The sequence below is a fragment of the Paenibacillus sp. TC-CSREp1 genome (assembly GCF_050171015.1).
Classification (GTDB): Bacteria; Bacillota; Bacilli; order Paenibacillales; family Paenibacillaceae; genus Paenibacillus; species Paenibacillus silvae.
In genome coordinates this window covers 85,689-109,437 of record NZ_JBNOKM010000007.1, presented here as the reverse complement: position 1 = coordinate 109,437, position 23,749 = coordinate 85,689, and the positions used below count along the sequence as shown (strand labels likewise).

The 23,749-nt window shown below is 45.7% G+C and carries 15 protein-coding genes; all 15 read left to right on the top strand.

Features of this window, described 5'->3' with window-relative positions; translation table 11 throughout:
- Positions 1-98: 98 nt before the first annotated feature.
- A complete protein-coding gene (spoIIID, locus tag ACQSGY_RS12255; protein WP_024632710.1) occupies positions 99-386 on the top strand; it encodes a sporulation transcriptional regulator SpoIIID in 288 nt (95 codons plus the stop codon).
- Between the two features lie 220 nt (positions 387-606).
- Entirely contained in the window at positions 607-1,605 is a 999-nt protein-coding gene (locus ACQSGY_RS12250) for a rod shape-determining protein (RefSeq protein ID WP_427052085.1), read from the top strand.
- Between the two features lie 101 nt (positions 1,606-1,706).
- Entirely contained in the window at positions 1,707-2,591 is an 885-nt protein-coding gene (locus ACQSGY_RS12245; RefSeq protein ID WP_111269081.1) for a flagellar hook-basal body protein, read from the top strand.
- A gap of 81 nt (positions 2,592-2,672) precedes the next feature.
- A complete protein-coding gene (locus ACQSGY_RS12240) occupies positions 2,673-3,512 on the top strand; it encodes a flagellar hook-basal body protein (RefSeq protein WP_427052084.1) in 840 nt (279 codons plus the stop codon).
- Positions 3,513-3,523: 11 nt separating this feature from the next.
- Positions 3,524-3,751: a DNA-directed RNA polymerase subunit beta gene (locus tag ACQSGY_RS12235; RefSeq protein WP_216518942.1), complete on the top strand. Its 228-nt coding sequence runs from the start codon at positions 3,524-3,526 to the stop codon at positions 3,749-3,751.
- Positions 3,752-4,120: 369 nt separating this feature from the next.
- Positions 4,121-4,552, top strand: a complete 432-nt coding sequence (gene fabZ / locus ACQSGY_RS12230) for a 3-hydroxyacyl-ACP dehydratase FabZ (protein WP_111269083.1) — start codon at positions 4,121-4,123, stop codon at positions 4,550-4,552.
- Between the two features lie 77 nt (positions 4,553-4,629).
- On the top strand, positions 4,630-6,351 hold the full coding sequence (locus ACQSGY_RS12225) for a phospho-sugar mutase (protein ID WP_145404423.1): 1,722 nt from the start codon (positions 4,630-4,632) through the stop codon (positions 6,349-6,351).
- A 193-nt stretch (positions 6,352-6,544) separates the two neighbouring features.
- Positions 6,545-8,566, top strand: a complete 2,022-nt coding sequence (locus ACQSGY_RS12220) for a DUF5693 family protein (protein WP_427052083.1) — start codon at positions 6,545-6,547, stop codon at positions 8,564-8,566.
- On the top strand, positions 8,542-9,813 hold the full coding sequence (gene csaB, locus ACQSGY_RS12215) for a polysaccharide pyruvyl transferase CsaB (protein WP_427052082.1): 1,272 nt from the start codon (positions 8,542-8,544) through the stop codon (positions 9,811-9,813). Before ACQSGY_RS12220 ends, csaB begins: the two co-directional genes overlap by 25 nt.
- A 7-nt stretch (positions 9,814-9,820) precedes the next feature.
- Positions 9,821-10,579, top strand: a complete 759-nt coding sequence (locus tag ACQSGY_RS12210; protein ID WP_426333585.1) for a WecB/TagA/CpsF family glycosyltransferase — start codon at positions 9,821-9,823, stop codon at positions 10,577-10,579.
- A 430-nt stretch (positions 10,580-11,009) separates the two neighbouring features.
- Entirely contained in the window at positions 11,010-12,137 is a 1,128-nt protein-coding gene (locus ACQSGY_RS12205; protein ID WP_111269088.1) for a glycosyltransferase family 4 protein, read from the top strand.
- A 171-nt stretch (positions 12,138-12,308) separates the two neighbouring features.
- Positions 12,309-16,202 carry an S-layer homology domain-containing protein gene (locus tag ACQSGY_RS12200; RefSeq protein WP_427052081.1) on the top strand — a complete coding sequence of 1,298 codons (3,894 nt, stop codon included), beginning with the start codon at positions 12,309-12,311 and terminating at the stop codon, positions 16,200-16,202.
- Positions 16,203-16,407: 205 nt separating this feature from the next.
- Positions 16,408-16,749 (top strand): hypothetical protein, encoded by a 342-nt coding sequence (locus ACQSGY_RS12195; RefSeq protein WP_216518954.1) that lies wholly within the window; start codon positions 16,408-16,410, stop codon positions 16,747-16,749.
- Positions 16,750-17,265: 516 nt separating this feature from the next.
- A complete protein-coding gene (locus ACQSGY_RS12190; protein WP_427052080.1) occupies positions 17,266-20,898 on the top strand; it encodes an S-layer homology domain-containing protein in 3,633 nt (1,210 codons plus the stop codon).
- 130 nt (positions 20,899-21,028) lie between these two features.
- Positions 21,029-23,677: a hypothetical protein gene (locus ACQSGY_RS12185; protein ID WP_427052079.1), complete on the top strand. Its 2,649-nt coding sequence runs from the start codon at positions 21,029-21,031 to the stop codon at positions 23,675-23,677.
- Positions 23,678-23,749 lie beyond the last annotated feature (72 nt).

Here is a 23,749-nt window from a genome sequence, read left to right as displayed (position 1 = left end):
TGGGACCTTCGAAGCTTGTCACACCTTTAAACCGCGAATATATAGGCATGCTCCTCATATAATGTACCAAACTATCCACACAGTAGGGAGGCGGGAGCGTGCACGATTACATCAAGGAACGGACCATCAAAATTGGTCGCTGCATTGTTGAGACGAGAAATACGGTCCGTACCATTGCCAAAGAGTTCGGTGTATCAAAGAGCACTGTGCATAAGGATCTGACGGAGCGTTTACCGGAAATCAACCCTGATCTTGCTGACCAGGTCAAACACATTCTCGAGTATCACAAGTCCATCCGTCATTTGCGGGGCGGGGAGGCGACCAAAATCAAGTACAAAAAAACGAGTGGTAAAAAACGTGAGGTGCTGGCTTCCGCTAAATCATAGGCATATTCTTCAAGAACTAGGCCAAAAAGCTCACAGCATGGATTGAATCCCTCCCCTGAAGTATGATATGTTAAAAGCTGGTACAGGATCGAATTATGACATCTTATCAGCCCGATTTTTACATATATATGTTGCACTTTGTCGAACGAGCGGTGACGTGATAAGAGACTCTTTTTCACAGGATACGCTGACCAAATAATATCACTTTGGGGGCTCTTTTATGTTAAGCAAGGATATCGGTATTGATCTTGGCACGGCGAACGTGCTTATTCACGTGAAAGGAAGCGGAGTTGTGCTCAATGAACCTTCCGTCGTGACCATTGAAAGCGATACGAAGCGGGTCCTTGCTGTCGGGGAAGAGGCGCGTCGGATGGTAGGGCGTACGCCGGGTAACATTGTTGCCATCAGACCGCTGCGCGACGGCGTTATTGCGGACTTCGAAATTACGGAAGCGATGCTGAGACATTTCATTAATCGTGTAGGGGCAAGAAGCTGGTACAGCCACCCGCGAATTTTGATCTGTGCACCTACGAATATTACTTCCGTAGAGCAGAAGGCCATCCGTGAAGCGGCCGAGCGCAGCGGTGCCAAAGAAGTATTTCTGGAAGAAGAGCCGAAAGCGGCAGCCATCGGCGCGGGAATGGATATTTTTCAGCCGAGCGGCAATATGGTCGTGGATATCGGCGGCGGAACGACTGACGTTGCAGTCCTGTCTATGGGCGACGTAGTCACCGCCTCTTCTATTAAAGTCGCAGGGGACAAGTTCGACGAAGCAATTACCAAGTTTATCAAAGCAAAATACAAGCTCATGATCGGGGAACGCACTGCAGAGGATATCAAAATCGCGATTGGTACCGTGAATGCAGCTGCACACAAGGCCGAGATGGACATTCGCGGTCGGGATATGGTAACAGGTCTGCCTGTGACCGTAACCGTGTCGGCAAGTGAAATACAGGAAGCGCTATGGGATTCCGTGCAATCTATTATCGCTGCGGCCAAGTCCGTATTGGAACGCACACCGCCTGAGCTGTCTGCGGATATCATTGACCGTGGGGTTGTTCTGACGGGTGGCGGCGCATTGCTGAACGGACTGGACGAGCTTTTATCGAATGAACTGCATGTACCGGTATGGGTTGCAGAGGACCCCATGCATTGTGTCGTTAAGGGCACAGGCATTATGTTGAATAATTTGGATCAAGTCGTTAAGAAAAAGTTCTAGTCTGCCGATATAAAAAGCAAGCAGGTTCACTTTCAGGTGAACAGAACGGACAAACAGCGGTCTGCGATGCAGGCGAGGCGTTTGAGGAGAGGGGTTCATTCATGTTAAGAGGTCTGTACACTGCTGCTGCGGGAATGATTACAGAGCAGCGCCGCCATGACACAGCGACACAAAATATCGTCAATATGAACACAACGGGATATAAACAGGTGAACAGTGTGAACCGTGCATTCCCGGAAATGCTCATTACGTTGATGGGCGGGGATGCCAATCTGCCCACGAAGCGGCTCGGCAAGCTGAACTCGGGTGTATTTGCCGAAGAGAGCTTGTCAATGAATGTTCAGGGTGCTCTTATGGAAACGAAGCGCAAAAGTGATTTTGCGATCTCCTCGAATCTGAGTGTGAATGATCCGCAGACAAGAGAACCTATACAATTTGATGCTTCCGGCAAATTCGTAAGGGCAGACGGAACCGTAATCTATCAGCCACAGGCATATTTTACGGTTCGGGATGCGAACGGCGACACACGTTATACACGTGATGGTCACTTTGATGTGAACGGAACAGGACAATTGCTCAGCTCGACTGGCGCTCAAGTGCTGGATAGTAATGGTCAACCCATTGTATTGACAGGCGCTGTAGAGCAATTTAAAGTGGATGAGCAGGGCCGCCTTCTTGATGCTGCTACGGGTGCACCGACAGGGGTGACGCTGGGCATCAACATTATCGACCAGCCGAACCAGCTGGTTCGTCAGGGGGATGGTAACTTTAGCCTGAATGAAGATGCTGGTGCAACTGCACGGGGCATGGGCGCTACCGATGTTGTGCGGATTCAACAGGGGTATCTGGAAGGCTCGAATGTAGATGCTTCTCAGGCAACTGTTGACATGAACGCCGCATTCCGTGCTTATGAAGCCAACCAGAAGGTGGTTCAATTCTACGACCGCAGTCTGGATAAAGCCGTTAATGAAGTTGGACGTGTATAACGAAGCGCAGCTTAATGATATATATGTATAGCGATGGGTTGCATGCCCCTAGCGAAGCATACCGGGAGGTTAGACGATCGCATGAACAATTCCATGATTAGTGCCAAGGTGTCCATGACCGCGATTCAGCAGCGGCTGGATGTCATTTCCGATAATATTGCCAACGTGAATACGGCAGGCTATAAGAGCAAGCAGGCAAGTTTTGAGGATGCGCTGACGCGTGTGCAGCAGCAGGATGACAAGTACAAGCAGGATGGACGCTCGACGCCAATGGGATATAACCTGGGCTTTGGTGCCCGTCTGGTTAATCTCACCAGAGATATGTCCCAGGGAAGCATGAAGGAAACAGGCAATCCAACAGATCTGGCAATTGAAGGGGATGCATTGTTTGCTGTGGAGGCCAATGGTCAGAAGGTGTGGACACGTCAGGGCGCGTTTCATTTTGTGCCGGATATGCGTCCCAAAGCCAATCCTAATGCCCCGGACCAGATGGTGCTGGTGAATGACCAGGGTTACTTCGCACTCAATCGTCAAGGACAGCCGATCACGGCTCCTAAGGACAGCACGGTTGCTTTTGATGAGAAAGGCAATTTGCTGGTGCGTCAGGGTAATGCGGCTAACGCTGTCATTGCTGGACAACTGCAAATGGTAGATGTGGAACGTCCTGATGGGCTGGTACAGCTGTCAGATAATCTGTTTGGACTGGATGCAGGATTAACCGAGGACGATGTGTTCGGGGCTAATGCGGCAACACGTGAGCCTCAGGCGTCGATTCGCACCGGATTCCTTGAACAGTCAAATGTAGATTTGACGCAGGAGATGGCGCTGCTCATGCAAGGACAGCGAACATATCAACTGGCTGCACGGGCGCTGACGTCCAGTGATTCCATGGCGGGTCTTGCCAATAATATGAGAGCATAAAGGTGGATGGGATGACAGAAACACAGCAGCAGAACAGCAAGCCGGAACCGGAGGAAGTCAAGAAGAAAAAGAAGAGCTGGTGGCGCATCGCAAGATGGTTCCTGATTCCGATTCTGCTTGTTCTTGCCCTCGCTGGCGGAATGGTCGCTGGATATGTGGTACTGGGCAAACAGGATATCGGTTCCGTATGGCAATGGAGTACCTGGAAGCATGTCTATGATCTGGTATTTGCTCCATAAGATAACGAGTTCAGCGAAAACTCCTGCGCAGGCAGGAGTTTTCTTTTTGGTGTTGAAAACAGTATAATGATTGATGACGTTTAACGTCAGAAGAGGCCTCCCCTGCGAAAGACTTGCTGTCATCGCGAAGAGAGACCCCTTATCTCAACCTTCACTACTGCAGTCATGAAGGATATAACTATTGTTAACCCTTAAACCACATTTCATACAATTAAAAATGAAAAGAAAACGAAAACCACTTATATGAGGCTCGACTTGATCATACCTGTTTTTTGTTATCACGATCTGTTCCCGGAACGACCTCAGTGAGTACCTGAAAACTTTATGATGGAGAGCCCTCGTATAAACACCCCGAGAGGAGATTATATTGTGTTAGATATCAAACAAATTCAATCCATTATTCCGCATCGCCCGCCTTTCCTGCTGGTGGACCGCATTCTGGAGATGGAGGATGGCAAGCGTGCTGTAGGTTTGAAAAATGTAACGATCAATGAACCGTTCTTCGTAGGACATTTCCCTGAATACCCGGTAATGCCAGGTGTATTGATCACCGAAGCTTTGGCTCAGGTTGGTGCAGCAGCAATGCTTAATCTGGAAGCAAACAAAGGCAAAATCGGCTTTTTGGCGGGACTGGATAACTTCCGTTTCCGTGGACAAGTTGTGCCTGGAGATACGTTGATTCTTGAGGTGGAGATCACACGTCTGAAGGGCTCGATTGGCAAAGGTCAAGCGACAGCTCGCGTAGATGACAAAATCGTCGCTGAAGGCGAAATCATGTTTGCACTGTCAGACCCAAGCTGATTTAGTTCTACTTATGAACATGCAGAACAGCTAAGCTGATTACAGAATTTCTTATAGACGGAAGGGGCTTATTGGATATGGAACAGTTAAGCGCAGCAGCAGCCGAGACACTACAGCAATGGTTGGAGGATGCTTCTATTGACGAAGCAACGAAACAGGAGCTTCGTGATCTGAAGGATCAACCGAAAGAGCTGGAAGAGCGTTTCTACAGAAACCTGGAGTTTGGAACAGGTGGATTACGCGGTGTGATTGGTGCCGGCAGCAACCGGATGAACAAATATACGGTCGGTCGTGCGACACAAGGCTTTGCCCGGTATTTGCTGGAGCAGCATGGGGACAAGGAAGGCAAACCTTCGGTGGTCATCGCTCACGATTCCCGTCACTTCTCACCTGAATTCTCGCTGGATGCGGCGCTTGTACTGGCAGCGAACGGTATCGTAGCCAAGCTGTATCCATCCCTGCGCTCTACACCGCAGCTCTCCTTTAGCGTGCGCCATCTGCAAGCTACAGGGGGGATCGTTGTAACGGCGAGCCATAACCCGCCAGAGTACAATGGATATAAAGTGTACAACCACCAAGGCGGTCAGCTGGTTCCTCATGAAGCAGAGAAGGTCATTCAATATATTCAAGAGGTTCCTTCTCTGGCTGATGTGAAAAAGCTGACCCGCGAAGAGGCAGAAGCACAAGGTTTGTTAATCTGGCTCGGTGAAGCAGAAGATCAGGCCTTCATCGACACGGTGGCAAGTCGCAGTCTGAGCCGTGAACTGATTCAATCCGGCATCGGCCGTGATTTCAAAATCGTATATACTCCGCTGCACGGCACAGGCAACCTCCCGGTTCGCCGCGTACTGGAGCAGATTGGATTCGAGCAGCTATACATCGTTGCCGAGCAGGAGCAGCCGGATGCCGAATTTTCCACAGTAAAATCCCCGAACCCGGAAGAGCGCGAGGCGTTCACACTGGCGATGAAGCTGGGTGAGTCCGTTGGCGCAGACATTCTGATCGGTACAGACCCGGATGCTGACCGCATGGGTGCGGTTGTGAAGGACAAGGATGGCAAATATTTCGTCTTGTCTGGCAACCAGTCTGGTGCCATTATGGTACATTATCTGCTAAGCCGTTTGCAGGAGACAGGTACGCTGCCTAGCAACGGTGCGGTAATCAAAACAATTGTAACCAGTGAGATGGGGGCAGTGATCGCTCAGCATTACGGTGCAGAAGTGATGAACACCCTGACAGGCTTCAAATATATCGGTGAAAAAATGAACCAGTTCGAAGCCACCGGAAGTCATACCTTCCTCTTCGGATATGAAGAGAGTTATGGCTACCTCTCCGGCAATTATGCCCGTGACAAGGACGCTGTCCTTGCTTCGATGCTGATTGCTGAAGCGGCTGCTTATTACAAGAGCCAGGGCAAAACACTCTATGATGTGCTGCAGGAGCTGTACAGCCAGTTTGGCTACTTCCTGGAGAAGCTGGAGTCCCGCACACTTAAGGGCAAAGACGGCGTAGCGCAGATTCAGGCGAAAATGACGGACTGGCGCAGCAATCCGCCACAGGAAGTGGCTGGCATCGCGGTTCAGGATGTACTGGATTACTCTTTGGGTCTCGATGGCCTGCCTAAGGAGAACGTATTGAAATTCATTTTGGCGGACGGTTCCTGGTTCTGCCTGCGTCCTTCCGGTACAGAGCCTAAGATCAAAGTTTACTTTGCAGTACGTGGTGAGAGCCTGGAAGATGCAGAGGGCAGAGTGGAGCGTCTGGCATCAGCTGTGATGTCCCGTGTAGACGCACAATAAAATCGATTGTGTTGCAATAAAAAGATGAGAAGGCCTCTCCGCACCGTAAGGTTGGTTGGCGGAGGGGCTTTTCTTTGAAATAAAAGAGCAGGTATGCTGGCATATAAGAGGGCATGTTAACACATGCTGAGACTAATCCCTTCGGGGCATGCAAAAACAAGTTTTGGTTCCAACAACTGAGGAGGTACATGTAGTGCGTCAAAAATGGCTTTTATGGAATAATGCTTCCCGGAAGTGGTTGTGGCTCATCGTTATTATCGGTTTGGTAGCATCCATTCCTGTCATCCGTGATCGGGTGCAGACGGAATCTTCGGCAAATAAAGTGGAGCTGGTCTTCAACTATCGAGGACTGCTGGATATTTCAGCTTATCAGGCTCATCCCCAGGATTTTATTGATCAACAAGCAGCGCGGCTCAAAGAGGCTGGCGTGACAACGATGGCCGTGTTTGAGAGCACGCTGGACGAGCTCAAGAAAACACGCCGCTTAATGGTGTACTCTGGTCAGGATATTGCCAATATGACGAAAAGCAACATTCCTTCCAATGCGAATTATACGTACGTGTTGTTCACGTCGGAAGAGAACGCAAAGACCTACACCCCTATCATTGAACAAACGTTCGCTGAGCGTCAGATTCCTGTTGAACCATGGGAATATGAAGGTCGCAGCGGCTTAATATTGCAGACACCACCTGAGAATGCCAACATGCAGCCGATGCAGCCCGATCCGGTCGCGGTGAAAATGCTGCGTGATAAAGGTTTTCATATTTTACCCCGTATCTCGGACAGTGTGCCATACAACCAGCAATCGATGGAACGTTTGCTTACCTTCTTCGAAGAGAATGGTGTGACACGTATACTGTTTGATGGAGATGCAGTCAAAGGGTACAATGATAATGCAGAGATGAAAAGCCTGGATCAGTTTGCTGAACTGCTTAACAAACATCATATCGGTCTGGCAGCTATTGAAAATCTCAAGAAACCGCAGGCTGGATTCCAGACGCTGGCTTACAAAATTGATTACAACGTAGCTCGTCTGTACTCGTTAAGTGATGCAGATGCGAATCTGACGGTGGATACGATTGCAGACCGTTTCGTGCTGGCAACGAAGGACCGCAACATTCGTATGATCTACATGAACGCTTCACCAAGCCGGAATACGGCAAAAGCGGCGATTACCGATCCGATTGAAAATCTGATCAACAGTCTGGGTGAGCCGGGACATGCCGTTGAGCGTATGGCCAAGCATGGCTTTGAGCTCGGACAAGCCGAAGCATTCACGGTGAAGGATTCATCCATTCAGCGGTATGCCAAGCTGGTTGCGCTCATTGGCGCTATCGCTTTAATATCACTTATGGTTTCTTATTTTGTACCTGTAATCACGATTGCGGTATTCCTTCTTGGATTGGTGGGCAGCGCAGGTCTGTTCCTGCTGAAGCCAACGCTGTTAGAGCAGGCGATTGCCTTGCTGGCGGCGATTGCTGCACCTACCATTGCAATGGTGCTTGCAGTTCGCACTGTTAATGCGCAGCAGCTTCGTCAACCGGATGCTTCTGCGGGTCGCCGTTTGAAACAGACGATTATTCTGTATGTAAGAACTTCAATTCTTACATTCGTAGCTGTACCTTTTGTGATTGCTTTGTTGAATAACATTACGTACAGTCTGGTGATTAACCAGTTCCGTGGTGTGAGCCTGCTGCACTTTGCCCCGATCGGGCTGGTAGCACTCTATATTGTGTTCTATCGCGGCTCCGGTTCAATCTCTGTGAAACAGATCAAGGATTTGCTCCGTATGCCAATTACCGTCATTATGGTGATACTGGCACTTGTTGCTGCTGTTGTTGGATATTATTATTTGAGCCGTACAGGCAACTCCGGTTCGGTTACGCCATTTGAGATGTTCCTGCGTACAACGCTGGAGGATACCTTTGGTGTTCGGCCGAGATTTAAAGAATTTGTGCTGGGACACCCACTGTTTATCGTTGGCGTGTTCGCCGCTTTAAAATACCGTAAAGTCATCTTTGCGCTGATTATCGCTACGATGGGTCAACTGTCTATGGTGGATACATTTGCGCATATTCATACACCGGCTGTACTGTCACTGATTCGCGGTGTGATGGGACTCGGACTTGGCTTGATCATTGGTATCATTGCTGTGGGTGTGTGGCAAGTCGCGGAAGGATGTTGGAAAAAATGGTCCCCACTACTAAAAAGCTAGTCATTTCAGGGTACTACGGATTTCGCAATAGCGGAGATGAGGCTGTACTGAAATCCATCCTGACCGCATTGGAGGAAGAGAGTCAGCGATCCAATGTGACGATTGAACCGATTGTGCTCTCGATCGACCCTGCATGGACAACCTCTATGTATGGCGTTCGTGCGGTACACCGAATGAAGCTAAAGGAAGTTCGTGAAGCGCTCAAGGAGAGTGATGGACTCATCAGCGGCGGAGGCAGTCTGCTTCAGGATGCAACGGGTTTGAAGTCCATCCCTTATTATCTGGGTGTGATCAAGCTGGCTCAGTGGTTGAAAAAGCCTACATTTATCTATGCTCAGGGCATTGGCCCTGTGAACCGTAAAATATTTAACCCGATGATCAGATCGGTATTCAAGTCCTGTACCTACGTATCGGTACGAGATGAGCAGTCCGCCGATTATTTACGCAGACTCGGGCTGAAATGGAATCAAATTCATGTTGTGCCTGATCCGGTGATGGGACTGCCGTTGCCGGAGAAAGCTTTTGTACAAAGTGTTGGAGGAAATATTACTTCTGATACTGTAGATGCAACTGCTGCTGATGGTGGTAACAGCACTGTGGTTGCCCATGATGCTTCTGGTGTAGATGTTGACGCTAATATTACGTTGGAGCGGCAGCAAGTAGGCTCGGATACATCAGAGACGAAACATGTCAAGCTTCCAGTGATCGGTGTGTCCGTTCGTTTCTGGGAAGCAGATCGCAAGGAGCTGACGGCTATTGCTGCCGGATTGAAGAAGCTGGCTGCAAGGAAGGCAGTGCACCTGCGCTTCATGCCATTCCATCTGCCCGATGATGTGCAGGCCTCGCGTTTTATTATGGAGATGCTCGATGATATAACCCGTAAAGGCAGTGAGATCAGTATCACAGAGGACCTTACCGATCCTCAACTGATGCTGGAGGAAGTGAGCCGGTGTGATCTCATGATCGGTATGAGATTGCACAGTCTGATCTACGCCGCTTCCCAGTACGTTCCGCCAGTCGGCATTTCTTATGATCCCAAGATCGATCAGTTCCTGCTTCGACTGGAGAGTGAACCAGCGGGAGATACCGGCTCACTGGATGGCGACAAGCTTGCCGAGCAGGTAGCCGGATTGCTGGACCAGCGTTCCCAATGGTTGAAGCAGCATGAGGATCGCATTACGGCGTTGAAGCAGGAGGCCAGAGAGCCTGCAAAGCAAATTATTACCTATTTAGGCCGCAAAGGATGAGATAACAATGAGTCAGACGGGATCTATTCCTACCGTTTCGATCTATGGTATTCCTTTTTCCAAGTTAACGATGAAAGAAACGGTCGAGGTGCTTGAGCAAGCGGTGCTGTCCAAACAGCCGCATCAGATCATTACAGCCAATCCGATAATGGTCATGGCCGCACTGGAAAATCCGGCGATGATGCAGGTCATGCAGGATGCCGAGATGATTGTTCCAGACGGAACCGGCGTGGTGTGGGCTGCCAATTATTGCGGTGATCCTGTAGCCGAGCGGGTACCTGGGTTTGATCTTTTACATGAATTGCTTCGAGTTGGAGAAAACTATCGGTGGGGCGTGTACTTGCTTGGCTCCACATCTGAGGTGATTCAAGCTACGGCAGATCGGTTACAACAGCAATATCCGGCTATTCGTATTGTGGGTTATCGAGACGGTTTCTTTGGTCCGGCCGAGGATGAGCAGGTTGTCGCTTCTATTCGGCAGGCTGCACCGGATCTGTTGTTCGTTGCTCGCGGGGCGGATACGCAAGAACCCTGGATTCACAAATACAAGCAGGAGCTGCAGGTTCCTGTCACCATGGGGGTTGGCGGCAGCTTTGATATCATCTCAGGCAAAATGAAACGTGCCCCCAAGTTGTTTCAAAAGCTGAGGCTTGAATGGTTTTATCGTTTGCTTCGTGAGCCTAGCCGGGCTGGACGTATGCTTGCGCTCCCGAAATTCGCTCTGAAAGTGATGCGGGACAAAGAAAACGTGACAAAAGCCCGTTAAAAACAGGTAATTGCGAGATAATTGCGTGTTTTTGCTAGAAATTGAAGATAGCTTTTCACAGGTGATCAGCGTATAATTCATTCCGGCACACGTGTGCCACTCCATGAAAACCGGATTTGTTGCACATAACCACTCCGGCTAGAACTGGAGTTGTTACACTTATTACTACGATTGCAAGGCAACCTTCCGATCGCCCTTATCCCCAAATTTCTATTTATCCTTGTTCAAGGATGAAATTCGGTGATAAATGCGGCCACTTCGTTTCTACAGGTCTTCCCCTGCACTCTTCGTAGCGTGTAACTAGTGATTACCTGCAACAGGAACATTTTCATCAACAGTGACAAACAATATTTTTTATATATAGAAAGAAAAAGAGATCAGGGGATTTATAATTTTTGTACGGTATTATAATTGGGGGTCGAATGTTCAAATGGTAGCGATCTTTATCATTGGATTTCTTGTGTCAATGGGACTTGCTTTAGCTCTGACACCACTTGTCAAAAAGTTCGCAGTCCGCATCGGTGCTATGGATAAGCCAAACGCACGTAAGGTGCACACCCGGATTATGCCTCGTCTTGGCGGTCTCGGGATTTATCTGGCATTTATCGTTACGGTTGCAGCGCTGCTTCCATTTGTATCGTCATGGTTTACGACCAGGGATATGAGCTTTGTCAGTGCATTTCTGATCGGGGGTACCATCATTGTCTTGATTGGTGCACTGGATGACCGCTTTGAATTGTCAGCCAAAGTCAAGCTGCTTGGCCAGATTGTAGCTGCGTCAGTTGTTGTGTTCGGTTTTAACATCCGCGTAGACTTCGTGAACATTCCGTTCCAGGATGCGTATTCTTCCCTTGAAACGTGGGTATCGATTCCGCTGACAATTCTATGGATTGTCGGGGTAACGAATGCCATTAACCTGATTGACGGACTGGATGGACTGGCTGCTGGCGTGTCTGGTATTGCCATTGGTACGATCGCAGTGATGTCTTTCCTGATGGGTAATACGATGATTGCTCTGATGTGTCTGGTGCTGCTTGGCAGCATTATCGGATTCCTGTTCTTTAATTTCCATCCGGCCAAAATATTCATGGGGGATACGGGCTCGTTATTCCTTGGTTTCTCTCTGGCTATGCTGTCGATGCTCGGATTTAAACAGATTGCCGTGGTGTCCTTCATTACACCGCTGATCATTATCGGCGTGCCGCTGTCGGATACGCTCTTTGCCATTATTCGCCGTGCGGTACAACGGAAGCCGATCTTCTCACCGGACAAAGGTCACTTGCATCACTGCTTGCGTGAGCTTGGATTCAGCCACCGTCAGACGGTGCTGATCATTTACGGTATTGCTGCTTTCTTCGGTGTACTGGCGATTATCCAGTCCTCCGCAGCGATGTTTGAAGCTAACTGGGTGACCTTTGTTGTCATCTGTATCATGATGTTTTTCCTGCAAGTGGGCGCGGAGGTCATCGGTCTCGTGAGCAAAACGAGAAAACCGGTCATCAACTTCCTGATGCGTATGCGCGTCAAGCTGAATCCGCAGACCCGTTCGAAATCTTAGATCTTAAATACATTCATATTGATTACCGCTATTGTTGAATATCATTTCAGCCCCAAGTCTTATCCTCTGTGGATAAGGCTTTTTTGTTTTTTTTGAGATTTTTACTAAATAATTGGAACCTAATTGCCGATAAATAACGGTAACTGACTTAAAAAGAGGAGAGATGATTGCATGCAACGTACGAAGAAGCCGATGATTTGGCTGATGATGGTGGCTCTGATTGTATCTCTGATACCAGCAGGCCTGGCACCAGTCGCATCGGCGGCGGGACAGACGAGCTATTTTACTCCAGATAATACAGCCAATGTTTCATTGAAGAGCACTGTGGGGCTAGACTTGGACAGTACCCTCACAGATGGATTAAAAAGAGAAAATGCGTACAATGTAACCAGTTCGGAGCAGGAAATTACGGGTACCTTCACTAATGTTACTGGTTCTACACTTGGCGTGAATATACAATTGATGAACCTTAAAGATGGCAAGTGGGTTGCAGATGCTACTCGCGTAGCCCCAGGTGTAGTTACTGTGGATCCTAATCGTCCCGATAACCGTTTCAGATCAACCATTACGTTGTTCCCCGGAATGAACAGAGTTACGTTTACAGGATCACAAGGGCCTAGTGAGCGTTCAGAAAGCTTTTATATTCTATACGATTCTGTGCCATATATTGAAAAGCTTCAAGTCTTGGGTGGTCCTGATAACCTGAACCTGAATGAAGGATCTCAAGTTGTAGTGAATTCAGGTGAAGTTACACTTCAGGGGGTTGCCAAAAACTCAACTAAAGTAACGATTTCCCTAAACGGGGGTTCAGAGCTTCCAACGTCACTGCTGCAGGATGGTACATTTTTCTCGCCTGTGCTCACTTTAAAACCAGGTGAAAACAGTCTCAAATTAACGATTGAGAGTGGCGTTGACAAGAAAATATTCAATTATTCCTTGTTGTACTATGATGAGACAAAACCATTCACGAGACTCGACCTGATTGAAGGAGCGAATGGCATTCCGCAAAGCATGTTATCATCAGCCAGACCGACTTATGGCGGCGCTCCTAATGATGCGAATGTCAAAGCACAATTATTGTTACCAACGACTGACACATCAATAACTCCCACGATCAGTGTTGATGAAGGTGGACCTACGGGCGTTGCGAATGTCGACATTGAGCCTATTCCGAGTGTAGGGAACAACACCCCTTCATATGTTTTGATCTCATTTGATATTAATAGTATTGCATTTAAAGGTGCACCAGATCGATTGCAGAACCATAATCTTTCCGTAACGTATGGCGATAAAGTTGTTACATCCAATATGAACTTTGAATATGTTCAAGATGCTGTTGTAATTACTGGTTTAAAATATCTTAAAGATTATGATGGAACCGGTACAGTTCCGGATGGAGTATCGCTGGATGGCTCCAGTGTTAGTAGTTCTACATTTTATATTCTGGTGGAAACCAGCAGAGCACCAGCTGATGCAGGGACATTGGGAGCGGAGTATCTACCAAGAGGAACAAGTTCGATTACGATTGATCATATAAGGTCGCTTACTCCAACCGACACAACCAAAAATATTTACAAAATCACAGGCTTTAAAACAGGAAATCAGGTTGTGCAATTCAAGTATGCGGGTTCCAATACAGGCAAAAACGCCACAATTTCCTTTGCTTCCAAGAGCTTCATTTCTGTTGAGAATCTTACAGACGGTCAGACACATGATCTGAAGGATAATGCCACTGGAGTGCCTATTCAGGGTAAATATATCGGTTTTGACACCCTGAAAAGCCCATATTTTGTCGCTGAGATTTTTGCTAATGGTACCAAAGCGTATTCTACAGACGCTACGGGTGCTGCGAATGGAGCTTTCCCACGTAAGCTTGATCTGAGTGATGATGGAACAATTAACAATGTTATCATTCCAATCGGTGAGCCGGATGGGTTGTTGTTCTTCGGTGAAAACCGAATCGTCTTGACGGGTACAACCAAGGATGAGAACGGGCAGCTTAAAGAAGTTACTAAAGAACTTCGTATTTATATTAACGACAACAATATTTCAACTATTCAAAACTTTCAACCGGCTATTACGAAAGGACGCCCGGAGTTTGTTGATCCATTAGACCCGAATGCACAATGGGTAAAAGATGCATTTAATATGTCGCCAGAGTTTGTCGTTGCCAACAATAAAATAACTACAAGTCTCAAGGAATTCGATATTGTTATACGTGGTGCTGGTGCGACTCGAATGAGTTTGAGCATGGGTACGCAAAATATTTTTAAACAGGAAATTCCTGATGGAGCTACTGCAACTTGGGACAATGCAACTATTGATCCTCAATACGCGTTGGATAATGGCAATGTCACAATAGACAAGTCTGGACGCCAGCAAGACTTTGTTATTCGACTTCGTAATCTGAAGATAGAGACACCAGGAACTTATATTTACACACTGGATCTCTTTAATCGTACGGGAGCCAAGACGAGTCAAAAGCTTGAAATTGTCAAAGAGGTAACGGGCTATCGGATTCTGTCGCCTAAACCAAACTCCGGGAATAATATCGTTGTCAATAAAAACTTTGTTCGATTTGATATCGAAGCTGAAGGGGCAACAAGTGTTGTTATTGACAAAGATAATGCAACGAAATTGCAAGGTGTAGAGACAGATCGTTTTGTACTCGATTATGTGGGTTTAAAAGCGGATAAATCCAATAAAATCAAACTTACCATTGACCGTGATGGTGTAAAAACTACAGATACAATTGATGTGTTTTATACGACAAGTCCAGGTGTGGATTCACAGTATATGGCACCTAAAGTAGCCAATAAATATTCGGCGTTTAATAAAAAGCTTGAATTGAGTTTCCCGAAAGGTACTGTTATGGAAAGTACCGATATTCGCGGGATCAAAAAGTTTTATCCAGATAACAAGCTTTTATTCGGTATTGCAGATCCGAACAACGGCATTGTTGAACGGCGTAATGATTATGGAACGGTTATGGGGGTAGGTTCTGAAAGAGGCGAAGGCGATCCCGTAACGTTTGACGTTCAGGAAGAGTATTTCAGAAGATTCTCTGCTACTGTAGGAGATGCACTGAATTTTAGCCCAATCTCTGATATCTACTGGATTAATGGCGGACTGGGTGAATATGGATCAAGAGATTCAACAACGTATAAGGCACCTACAAACGGTGTGGGTCCATATACGCAGGAGGCATTGTATGGTGATCCATCGACTCCTGCTGAACGTAAAATTAAACCTTCTCAGCGTGGAACGTTAACATTGGCATATGATTCTAATGTAGTGGATGATGCCGGAACTACGATCTCCGTGTTTTATTACACGCCAGGTCGTGAATGGAAGCGGATCGGTGGGGAAGTGGATTCCAAGAAACACACCGTTACCGTGCCATTTGATCAATTTGGTTATTACAAAGTCATGAAGTTAAGAAGAAGCTATAACGATATTACCAACCATGGCTGGGCAAGAAATATTCTGAATGCGTTGTATGCTAAAGGATTCATGCAGCCTATTCGCTTCGAACAATTCGGTACCGATGATCGCGCTTCTCGTGGGGAATTTGCTACGATTCTGGTTAAAGGTCTGAATCTGCCAATTACTGCAGATGGCAATCCAACATTTACGGATGTCGGTTCAGGAACAAGCTCCTTTACCTGGGATTATGCAAGTATCGAAACTGCAGCCAGAGCGGGCATTGTATCAGGACTGACGGATGGAAACTTTGGTCCGGATCAGCCTCTCACACGTGAACAGGCAGCAGTGATGATCGCAAGAGCACTTGAATTGAAGCTGGCCAACAATGATGATAAGTTGAATGCTACACTGGCGAAGTCCTTCATCGATTCTGGTACAATGGAAGCTTATTCGAAACCATCTATACTGGCAGTGACTAAAGCCAAAATCATGGAAGGCTCTCCGGTTAACGTAGCTGGACAGAAGAAGTCACAGTTCGCATTTAACCCGAAAGGGAACCTGACTCGTGCAGAAGCAGGTAAAATTGCTGTTGAATTGCTCAAGAAGAGCACCAAGGTATTCCCTAAAAACTTGAGCTAGATTTCATCAATATCGATTCTATTCGGAAAGGACCTGTCCCTTTTGTTAAAGGACAGGTCCTTTTTATAACGGTTAATCGAATTGACATCGGACTCATTTATAATAGAAGGAAACGAATTTTTACCAATAACTATTTTTGTAATTTGCTAGAGATTAAGATACAATAACAACAAATACACAATGATCTAGAGGGTGAAGTTAGCTAATGAAACCGATTTATTCGAAGTCCCAGTTGGGATACATGAAGGCAAAGACACAGTTTGAGAAGCAGGCAGTCATTCTGGAGAAGAAACTGGAAGATACACGTAAGACTCAGGAGATCACTCAGGAAGTCATGGAAGAGCTTGTTCAGACGACCGGCTTCCATGATGCCTATAATAATCTGGTTCTGGCTGAAAATGAACTTATTGAATGGTCTCATACAACGATGAAGCATGAGAAGACATATCGGGAGAACAGACTGGCAATTGATGATATGTATCTGAGATTGAACAGTGATCCGAATATGCGTGCACAGATTATCGAACTTGCGATGAAAATTCGCTAGGACAAGTACAAGATTTACACCAAAAGCATCCTTAACGGGGTGCTTTTTATTTTTTATTTTCTGAGGAATTTGTCGCTTCATGCGTCTCTGACGTGGGTATTAATAAACGTTGGCATGAGAATGCAAACGAGACAGGGTATCCAGAAATGCTGATATATCAAGGGTTTCCACATGTTTTGAATGACGTCCAAACCCGCACAGCTTCAATACATAAATAAATTCAAAACTTTTTTTGTGGAAGGCGCAACTTTTTGAAATCTACTGCGTTTAAGATGTAGAGTCAAAAACATTGGGGAACTTACCAAGAATGACCTCGTGAAGAATCTTGTCTATTTATTAGAAAAAATTGCTTTACGACTCGGAAGACCCATTGTATAATACGTAGGTAGGATTAGGAAACTACTCTATTTACGTGTGGACCTGATTGTTGAACTAGGTTACAAGTTTCTGTGATATGCTCACAGACATCATTTATATTAACTTGCTCAGAACTCTGGAAAGGGGGTGCAACAATATATGAGGAACACGAGCGACCCTATTAAAGAAAATTTAAATGTTATGAACACCCAAGGAGGAGAAAAAAAGGTTATGAAGAAAATTTTATCCGTAGCATTGTCTACAGCAATGGCATTCTCAATGTTTGCTTCTGTAGCATTCGGTGATACAGCAGTTTCCCCGCAACAACAGTTTGACGCATTGAAAGCTAAAGGTATCTTCAACGGATATCCGGATGGCACAGCTGGTCTTGATAAAGAAATGACTCGCGCTGAGTTCGCGAAAGTAATCACTAAATTGCTGGGTCTGAAAGAGATCACTGGCCAATTGTCTTACACAGACAAAAACTACACTGCTAAAAACTGGGCTGTACCTTACATCGAAGCAGTAACTGCTGCGGGCATCATGGAAGGTAAAAACGTTGAAAAGAAAATCTTCGACTTCAACGGTAAAGTAACAGTAGCAGAAATGGCTACAATCCTGACTCGTGCATTGGATCTGGAAGTTCCAGCTGAAACTGACAACACAGCTCCAGCATGGGCTAAAGGTTACGTTCAAGCAGCAATCAACGCTGGTCTGGTAGACGCTAAAGCTAACTTCAGCGCTAACGCTTCCCGCGAATTGCTGGTAGGCGCAGCTTATGCTGTTGACCAAGCACAAAACTTGAAAGTAACTAAATACGAAGTAAGCGAAGCTGGTAAAGTCGTTACTTTCACAATCAGTGACGGCGAAACAGTAAAAGTAACTTTGGATAAAGCTCTCGAAGCTAACAAAGAAACTGAAGTGAAATTCACTTACAAAGATAAGCAATTCACTGAAAAAGTTACTTACGTTGTAGAAGCTGCAACTAAAGTACAATCCGCTTCTTCCGTTAACCTGAAAGAAGTAGACGTTGCTTTTGACGGTAAAGTAGACAAAGCTACTGCAACTGACAAAAACAACTACAATGTAGATAACAACTCCCGTAAAGTTAAATCTGCAACTTTGTTGGAAGATGGTAAAACAGTACGTCTCTTGTTGGATACAACTTCTGCAGGTGCATTCACACAAGGAACTACTTACAAAGTAGTTGTTAAAAACGTGAAATCTTCCACAGGTACAGTATTGCCACAAGGTGAAGTTTCCTTCTCATCTGCTGACAACACTTTGCCTACAGTAACTGAAGTTAAAGCTTTGGGAACTAAAGCGATTAAAGTAACTTTCTCTGAGCCAGTTAAAGCACCAACAAGCAGCAACTTCCAATTGGATGACAAAGCATATGTTGGTTCAGTAACTCTGGGCGCTAATGAAAGAGAAGTAATTCTTCGTGATTTCACTGGCACAATCTCTGAAGGTGCTCACAAGCTGACAACTTCTTTGGTTGAAGACTACGCTGGTCTGAAATCATTGGCAGCAACTACTGACTTCACAGTGGCAGTTGATACTGAAGGTCCTAAAGTAACTGAAATCTCCGCTACTTTGGAAAAAGTAACTGTAACTTTCGACGAAGAGATTGATCCGAATTCTGTAACTAACGACAGCTTCTACTGGAAAAATGGCGATAGCAAGAAGACTGGTAAAGTAACTCAATTGTCTTCTAATGTGTTTGAAGTTGTATTTGATTCCGGTAACCGTCTTCCAGGTTATGAGTCCACTTTGTTCGTAGAAGTGAAAGACTACTCCGGTAATGCTAATGCTACTAAAGAACATAAAGTAACTGCTTCAGTTGATCTTGTTCAACCTAAAGTAGTTGAAGCAACTTATGGTTCTAAGTATGCAGACAAATTGACTGTACGTTTTGACAAAGCAGTAGATGCTAATGACATTAAGTACTACTCTGTTAAAAAAGATGGTAATAATATTCCAGTGAAAGCTGTTGAGCCAGTTGGAAATGACAACAAAGAATTCAATGTAGTATTCTTCAGCAAACTGTCTGGTACGTACAATCTGAAAGTTTCTGATGTGAAGGATAGAACAGCTCTTTCTAACACAATGGTTACTTATGAAGGTACTTTCTTGGCAAGTGATAGCGCAGCTCCAAGACTGACAGGTTACGGAGTAGATGTTAAAGGTGGATCTGATCGTAAAATCGCTCTGACATTTGACAGAGAAGTTGATCTTACAGCTCTGAACAATCGTGCTAACTACTACATCGCTTTCCAAAAAAATAACTCTACTCAAGTACAAAACATCTCTCTTCCGAGCGATGCTACTGTAAATGTAGTAGATAGCGGTAAATCTGTTGTAGTTATTCTTCCACAATACATCGAAGGAACTGAAGTTACTTTCAACGGTGGTTCTGTAAAAGGAATTAAAATTGCTGGATTGAAATCTAAAACAGGTCAAGCAACTGATTGGGTTGAAGCTGACACATTGAATGAAGTTGCGTTGACAGCTAATACTGCAACTCTTAAAGATGCTAGAACAATCGAAGTTGAGTTCAACAAAGCTATTGCTAATGCTTCTGCTGGTGACTTTATCGTATCTGGAACAGTAATTAATTCTGTATCCATTAGCGGAAACAAAGTGACTTTGAAAACTAATTCCGATGTTACATCTTCTAACAGAGTTAGCACTGTAAGCAATAATGGAATTCAAACTTATGCAGGCAACAAAATTGGTTCTGTAGAAGTTACTCCAAACGGCAATGTTGCACCAAAAGTTGATGAAAATGGAGCAGGTTTTAACTCAAACAAACAATTGTATCAACAAGACAGAACAGTTAAAATTCCATTCACAACTACTTTGGAACAAACTAATGCTAATGGTGTAGCAGGTAACCTTACTGTTAGACGCGCTGATAAAGCAGATGACGAAATTTTATCAGCTGCTAAAGGTGATTATACTGCAAAAATCTCCGCAGATGGTAAGTCTGTTGAAGTGAAGTTTGCAGATGAGAACAAAGATAACAATCCTTATATCATTAAAGTGAACAAAAATGCAACTTTCATTCACTTGCTAGGTGACTCTAGCAAATTTGCAAGCGAGTCTTCTGAATACAGAACAACTACTAATGTATCTACACCTACTGGTGTAACTACATCCGCAACTACTACTGTTGATGGAGCTGTTGCATACCCAGGTGAAGCACAAGTACTTGAAGTTGAAGTTACTGGTGTTCCAGCTAATGGTAACTTGCAATTGGCTTTCAATGATGGTGTGACTCCTATTTCTAAAACTGTTGCTGTTTTGGCTACTGACAGTTTGGAAACAGTAACAAATAACATTGTAACAGCAATTGGTACTGATTTGGATACAGATTACACTATTGCAAGTGATGACAATGTTATTACTTTGACTTCTAAAGCTGTAGGAGCTAAGGCAACTAGCATCCTGTTGAGCGGTGCTGGAGTTAAAGGCGAAGTTAAAACTGTAGTTGAAGGTAAAGACCAAGTTACAGCTAAAGGTCAGGAAGTTACGCTTAAAGTTACTCAAGGCGCTTCTGCTGCTGGTAATAACACAATTACTTTCAATGATGGTACATTAAGTAAAACATTTACAATTACGGTAACTGGCAATGAAACTGCTGTTCAAGTAGCTGGATTGATCAGAACTGCTTTGACTGGTAAACTGCCAGGGTATACTGTTGCTGCTGGTACAACTGCTGACGTTGTGATCACTGCAAATACTCCTGCTCCTAACAAAAACATCTCAATCACAACTTCTGCTAACTAATAACAGTGAGTTGTAGAAAAGCTTACCCTTATGGGTAAGCTTTTTTCTTTTATACAACAACATCGTAACTTTCTTTCTCTCTCAAACGTTTATACTATAAAGCAACAAGCAACTTATGGGAGGTTTGGAAGTGGATCATAAAAAGGTCATGACGACTTTGTTATCAAGTGTGTTGTTGATCAGTTCAAGTGGGGGATATATTACGGCTGCGACGAATCCGGCGAATGCGGATAAAAATGCTTCCAGCAGTGCGAATAAATCGGCTGCGGATAAGAAGGCTGCTGCTGCCAATAAAGTTGTACATACTTTGGCGAATGTGCCTCCGGTGAAAGTCACGGCTCGGAGTACGGTGAGTTTGACGGATGTAAATATACTATCTCAGAATGACGGAAATACGGTCACGTATACCCTGACGTATAAGAACAACGACAGTAAACCGATGATGATGCTGGATTACTGGAGTAAAGTGAAGACCAGCGGAGGCACAAGCTTCTCGCCTAAGCTGATTGCGAAGGATCAGGAGAAGAAGTCGGTATCTCCGGGTTCTACGGTTGATCTGACATATGTTATGAAGGTTGGACGTGAAGTGAAGCTGAGCGATCTGAACTTCCTGATCGTGAAATGGGATTTCAGTAAACCGAATTATGAAAGTACGATTGGCAAATTTGTTGTTCCTGCTGCCTACAGCATCACAACACCCGTAGGCAAGACAAAGACGGTTCGTCTTAGTGATTCGGCTGTAAAGGTTAAGGTTTCCGGTATTAAGGTGTACCCTGGGGAAAACAAGAAGCAGTATGTGAAAATTGGTGTGAATCTCAATAACATTAGCTATAAACTGCTGGACAATCCCAATGTGAAGTGGATTCTGCGTGCACCAGGGGGCACAAACTATCCGTTAACTCTGGATAAGGACAGCACGAGCATCAGCATCCAGGCACAGGCCAACAAAACGTTAAGTTTAATGGCTTCTTTACCTACAGCAGTCAAGCTAGAAAAATCAGAACTGCTGCTTGTGGAAGAGCAGGGAGAAGAGAAAACTGCACTTCCTGTGGCTTCATTACAGCTTCCTGAAGCAAGTCAAACGAATGTGAATACGGAAGTGAATCAGCCTAACCTGATTTCGATTGATGGACAGACCGTATCGACTCTGCTGGAGTCCGCTCGTGTGCGTGCGGAAGATGAGGAATATGAGCTGACGATGCAGTGGGTTCTGAAGAATCAGGGGAAGAAGGAAGTGAAGATTCCGAAATATGCTTTGGAGATTCGAACCGAAGATGGTACTTCATATCCGATCGAAACCAAGGCTTTGGATGATCTGAAGTTAAAACCGGGATCAACCAAAACGATTAAGCTGACCTCTACGCTTCAAGGGGATGGCGACACAAGCAAGATCAAATTTGTGGTGATGACCCCGTCCTCCAAGGACGAGAGCAAAGAAGACACGGGTTCAAGTGCAGGTTCTGCCGCCGGATTTGAGTTTTCCTACCCTGTAGGCATCTATGCCATTCCTGAATCGGTGACGAGCGGGGATGGTCTTACTACGGAGACGGTCATCAAAAACAGTAAAGGAACATTCGGTGTGTCTGTAGGTTCCTTGCAGCGTCTTCCATGGATGGATAGTGATATCATTGCTGCCAAGGTCACGATTCGTAACGCATCGACGAAGACGGTACAACTGCCGGAGCTGGGAGCGATGTTCACGATTGACTCGGCCCGTATAGACGGAGATACGAAGCTGATTCAAGCTCAAGGCGGGAAGCTGCTGGGTCCAGGTATGGTTACGGAGGGATATCTTTTGACGAAGATTCCATCAGAGCTTAGCATGGGCCGTCTGGAACTGACCTTGCTGGAAAAAGTAAGCGAACAGGAGACCAATGACTGGATTACGCTCAGTACCTCTGGATTGATTCAGCCGCTGGCTTATGTTGCCGAAGGAAAATCCTTCACACAAGGCACTTCGGAGAAAGAAACAGAGCTTGGCGTACGCAGAACGTTCGTCTATCCGGGATCGTCTTCCGATATCGTATATACTGAGTTTGAGATGACAAACAAATCGCTCAGACAGAACGGTCTGGGCAAGCTGGTAGGTTACTACAAAACAGCCGATGGTATGTATTACAAAGCAGAGGCGAAGCAAGCGAACCGTGTTCCAGGGCCGGGGCAGAAGAGTATTGTAACGTTCTGGGCGAAAGTACCGAAGAGCGTCAAAACGTTATCTGATATGCGTCTGATTGTGGGTGAAGGGGTCGCGGATAACAAATTCGTTACCGGGGATGGCGATGCTACAGCTTATGTTAATGCTACTTCCTTCGAAATTCAGCCAAAATCGCTGCCTGTACTGTCATCCTTGAATGATATTGATCTGTATCCGTTCAAATTCTCTGGTGCCAATATCAGAGGTTATCTGAGTGGCGGTACATCCGTTCAATTCGAAATGGTCTACTCCTTAACTCAGGAAGAGGCGGTTGATAGCGGCGAAAGTGGACATAAATACATCCTGTCCGTGACGGACGGTTCAGGCAAAGTGTTTGACAAAGAGCTTGCATTAGCCACTGACCTGAAAACAGGTATTAACCAGACGTTAACCTGGAGTATTGATGACAGGGTGTTTGATAAAATCCGTGGCGGCTCCTATCGTGTTGCACTTTATGATGTATTTGAAGGACAACGTATCCGCTTGGCCGAGCAAGGTTACAGCTATGACACATCCAAACTGCCAAAAGAAGAGCCGGAATTCCCGGAAGAGGGTTCAGACAACAATAACGGTAACAACAAATAACAATAATTCTAACCCTAATCGCTAGGCAGACCTCGCTTCCCCATTGCAAAGGGAGCGAGGTTTTGCTTGTCC